Source organism: Zetaproteobacteria bacterium (genome assembly GCA_003696765.1).
Taxonomy (GTDB): domain Bacteria; phylum Pseudomonadota; class Zetaproteobacteria; order Mariprofundales; family J009; genus RFFX01.
Window position 1 is genome coordinate 1 of record RFFX01000093.1, and the last position, 3681, is coordinate 3681.

The 3681-nt window shown below is 71.2% G+C and carries 6 protein-coding genes; 4 read left to right on the forward strand and 2 right to left on the reverse strand.

The annotated features are described in order from the left end of the window. Positions 1 to 5 precede the first annotated feature (5 nt). On the reverse strand, positions 6 to 1022 hold the full coding sequence (gene mltG, locus D6682_08520; GenBank protein RMH49796.1) for an endolytic transglycosylase MltG: 1017 nt from the start codon (positions 1020 to 1022) through the stop codon (positions 6 to 8). Between the two features lie 50 nt (positions 1023 to 1072). Continuing rightward, positions 1073 to 2116: a hypothetical protein gene (locus tag D6682_08525; GenBank protein RMH49797.1), complete on the reverse strand. Its 1044-nt coding sequence runs from the start codon at positions 2114 to 2116 to the stop codon at positions 1073 to 1075. Between D6682_08525 and tatA the strand changes: the two genes are divergently transcribed. From tatA to D6682_08545, 4 genes are all read left to right on the forward strand, one after another. Further along, the gene (gene tatA / locus D6682_08530) at positions 1989 to 2189 is read left to right on the forward strand and encodes a twin-arginine translocase TatA/TatE family subunit (GenBank protein RMH49801.1); all 201 of its coding nucleotides are present in this window, start codon (positions 1989 to 1991) and stop codon (positions 2187 to 2189) included. The two genes, D6682_08525 and tatA, sit on opposite strands and share 128 nt — an antisense overlap. Positions 2190 to 2198: 9 nt before the next feature. Next, positions 2199 to 2474, forward strand: coding sequence for a twin-arginine translocase TatA/TatE family subunit (locus D6682_08535; GenBank protein ID RMH49798.1), 276 nt, complete (start codon positions 2199 to 2201; stop codon positions 2472 to 2474). Continuing rightward, a complete protein-coding gene (gene tatC, locus D6682_08540; protein RMH49799.1) occupies positions 2474 to 3232 on the forward strand; it encodes a twin-arginine translocase subunit TatC in 759 nt (252 codons plus the stop codon). The genes D6682_08535 and tatC overlap by 1 nt, the downstream gene beginning before the upstream one ends. Then, positions 3229 to 3681, forward strand: a 453-nt coding sequence (locus tag D6682_08545) for a thiamine-phosphate kinase (GenBank protein RMH49800.1), incomplete at its 3' end; no start/stop codon positions are given. The genes tatC and D6682_08545, both read left to right, overlap by 4 nt.

A 3681-nucleotide genomic window follows, 5' to 3' on the forward strand; every position in this document is an offset into this window, starting at 1 on the left:
CCCCCTTACCGCTCCCCCCCTTCCAGGGCCCCTCCGCCGCCACCGCCCCTACGGCGGGCGGCGGCCAGCGTGGCGAGATAGCGCGCCACGTTGCGCCGATGCCCGGCCAGGGTGGCGGCGAAACGGTGGCCGCCACGGCCGTCGGCGACGAAGTAGAGCGCGTCGCTCTTCGCCGGACGGGCGGCGGCGATCAGGCTGGCCCGCCCAGGATGGCAGATCGGCGTCGGCGGCAGCCCCTTGTGGAGGTAGCTGTTCCACGGGGTGTCGCGCCGCAGGTCGCGCCGGGTCAGATCGCCGGAGAAGCGGCCGTCGCGCCGGTAGATGCCATAGATCACCGTCGGATCCATCTGCAGCGGCATCCCCCGCGCAAGCCGGTTATGGATCACCGCGCTGATCAGCGGACGCTCGCGCTCCCGGGCGGTCTCCTTCTCGATGATCGAGGCGATGATGCGCAACCGCGGCCAGTGGCGGCGATCGGGATCGAGCCGGGCGAGCAGCCGCCGTTGCGCCGCGCGCATCCGGGCGAGCAGCGCGTAGGGGTCGAGCGGCAGGGTGTAGCGCCAGCTCTCCGGCAACAGCTCCCCCTCGCCAAGGCCGAGCCGCCGCCACGCCTGCCGCCAACGCGCCTCCTCCACGCCGGTGCGGCGGGCGAGCAGGGCGATGATCTGCGCGCTGCGCAACCCTTCGGGGACGGTCACCTGCAGCCGGAGCACCGCGCCCCGCCGCAGCCGTTCGACCACCATGCGGGGGGAGAGGGCGCCGACGAAGCGGTAGCTGCCCGCCTGCAGTGCCCGCCCCCCACCGTGGAGCCGCAGGTAGAGGCGCAGCGCCAGCGGATGGTCGATCACCCCGGCGCGGGCCAGCGCCGCCGCCACGCCCCGCTCGCTCATTCCCGGCGGTACGGTGAACCGTTCCACGGCCAGCCGGCGCGGTGTATCGAGCCAATGTACCAGCCACCACCAGCAGCCGACAGCGATCGACAGCAGAAGCAGGACCATACCGGCCAGTGCGCGCCGCTTCATCCGTGATCGAATCGCAAAAAGTCCGTCCGTGGAGGCAAGATCCCGGGAGATCACGGCTCCAGCGCCGCGCGCAGCCGGTCGACGGCCGGGTGATCGCGGCAGGAACGGCCGTCGATCGCAGCCGGCGGTTGCACCGGCAGCACGCTGTTGAGCAGAACGACCGCCTCGGCGCGGGCGACGAGCGCCCGGTCGCACCGTCCCTCCCGCAGCAGGCCGGCATCGATCAGCCGCTGGCGGGTGATGCCGGGCAGCACGCCGCCGTCGCCGACGGCAGGCGTCCACCACACGCCGTCGCACCAGAGCGCGACGTTGGCGATGGCCGCACCACAGAGCCGTTCGCCATGCCAGAGCAGCGGCAACTCGCCGCGCGCCAGAATCCCTCGCCCGCCACTACGCAACATCAGACCGTAATCACAGCCGAACTTGGCCACGACCGGGGCATCGCCGCGCGGGTGGGGCATCGACCGAAGCCGCGCCGGCGGACGGGGAACCCGTGGCGTCGACTGCAGCCAGGCGCGCGGCCCGTCGCCGGCTGTGGCCAGCCCCATCGCCGCCTCGCCGGGGGAGACGGTCAACCGCGCCACCCGCTCCCCCGCCGGCAACCCGGCGATGGCGTCGCGCAGCCGTGTTTCGTCGCGGTCATCCAGCACGATGCCCAACCGATCGCAGCCGCGCCGCAACCGGGCGAAGTGGGCCGACCACGCCCGCGGCACGCCCTCCTCCACCACGAAGGTCTCGAAGCAGGACTCGCCGTAGCCGACCGCCCGGTCGAGCCGGTCGACACAGCACAGGTCGATCGGAGCCATGGAGGCAACCGTACCCCCGGGCGAAGAACGCGACAACGCCCCCTGCCTGCGGCATTGGCCTCCATCCGGCACCCCTGTTACCATGCGCCGCGGTCGCCTGGGCCGCGCACGTCGCCTGGCCACGAAGCGATCATCACTCCATTCCATTCCGGCGAGGTGCATCATGGGCTTGGGTACCACCGAACTGATCCTGATTCTGGTCATCGTCCTGGTGCTGTTCGGCGCCAAGAAGCTGCCGGAGATCGGCGCCGGGCTGGCCAAGGGGATCCGCAGCTTCCGCAGCGGCATGGCCGAGCTCGACCAGCCGGAGGAGAAGGGGCAGAACGAACACGGGCAGGACCAGGCGGGCAAGACCGCCTGATTCCCCGCCATGCCGGAGATCGGCATCTTCGAGCTGCTGCTCATCGGGCTGGTCGGCTTCGTCGTGCTGGGCCCGGAACGGATCCCGGAGTTCTTCCGGCAGATCGTGTCGATGGTGCGCACCGTCCGCCGCTGGTTCTTCCAGATGAAGGAACAGATCGAGATCGAGCGCATGCTGATCGCTGAACCGGTCGAGGAGGGCAGGAAGGCGGTGGAAGAGGCGGTCGCTCCGCTGCGGGAGCCCTCCGCCGATCCGCCGAACCCGCCGGCCCATCCCCGGCGCTGATGGCCGCCGGTTCCGACGGCGAGATCGGAGACTCCGGAGCGGACGAGGCGCTGATCCCGGGGCTGATGCCCCACCTGCGCGAGCTGCGCCGTCGGCTGATCTGGATCGGGGTGATCTACCTGGCCGGCGTGGTGGTGGTGATGCACTTCTCCGACGCCGCCTTCCAGTTCATCGCCCGGCCGATCCGCGCCGCCCTGCCCCCGGGGACGCCGCTGGTCTTCCTGGGCGCGCCGGATCTCTTCTTCACCTACCTGAAGATCGCGCTGGTACTCGCCATCTTCCTCACCGCGCCGCTCACCTTCTACCACTTCTGGGCCTTCGTCGCCCCCGGCCTCTACCGCCACGAACGGCGCCTCTTCCTCACCCTCCTCGGCGCCAGCCTCCTGCTGCTGACCGCCGGCGCCGCCTTCGCCTTCTTCGTCGTCTTCCCGTTGATCTTCCACTTCTTCTTCGGGCTGGCCACCGACGGCATCCAGGCGCTGCCGGCGGTCAAGGAGTATCTGACGCTGGTGCTCAAGCTGCTCTTCGCCTTCGGGCTGGTCTTCCAGATCCCGCTGCTGGTGCTGCTATTGGTACGGCTGGAGCTGGTGGAGCTTGCCGCACTGACCGGCAAGCGGCGCCATGTGGTGGTTTGGGCCTTCATCATCGCCGCCATCCTCACCCCGCCGGACATCATCTCGCAGACGCTGCTGGCGCTGCCCATGCTGCTGCTCTACGAGGCGGGGATCCTCGCCGCCCGCCTGCTGGGCGGACGGTGAAGGCGGCGGGGTCGAACGAGCGCGCCCTGATCCGGCGCCTGTTCCTGCGACGACGCGCACACGATGAGGGGGTGGAGGTGGCCAACGGCGACGACGCCTCGGTCCATACCCTGCCGGAGGGCATGGCGCTGGCGGTGAGCTGTGATGCGGCGCTGGCCGGCAGCCATTGGCCGCGGGGGTTCGATCTGGAGCAGGCGGCGGAACGGGCGGTGCAGGCGGCCTTCTCCGATCTGGCGGCGATGGGGGCGAGTGCCCGCTGGTGCTGGTCGGCGCTGATGGCCGCCGACGCCGCTGCCCTGACCGCGCTCGGCCGGGGGGTGAGAGCCGGGTGTGGCCGGATTGGCGCCGTTCTGGTCGGTGGTGACTGTGTGCGCAGCCGCGTCAACGGGGTGAGCCTGACCGTCGCAGGGCTACTGCCGACGGGCAGCGCCATGCGGCGCGACGCCGCC

Coding starts and splice junctions, on each gene's coding strand:
- tatC (RMH49799.1), top strand. CDS start 2,474: ATGGCCGCCGGTTCCGACGGCGAGATCGGAGACTCCGGAGCGGACGAG.
- D6682_08525 (RMH49797.1), bottom strand. CDS start 2,116: ATGCCGCTGCGGAAGCTGCGGATCCCCTTGGCCAGCCCGGCGCCGATC.
- D6682_08535 (RMH49798.1), top strand. CDS start 2,199: ATGCCGGAGATCGGCATCTTCGAGCTGCTGCTCATCGGGCTGGTCGGC.
- mltG (RMH49796.1), bottom strand. CDS start 1,022: ATGAAGCGGCGCGCACTGGCCGGTATGGTCCTGCTTCTGCTGTCGATC.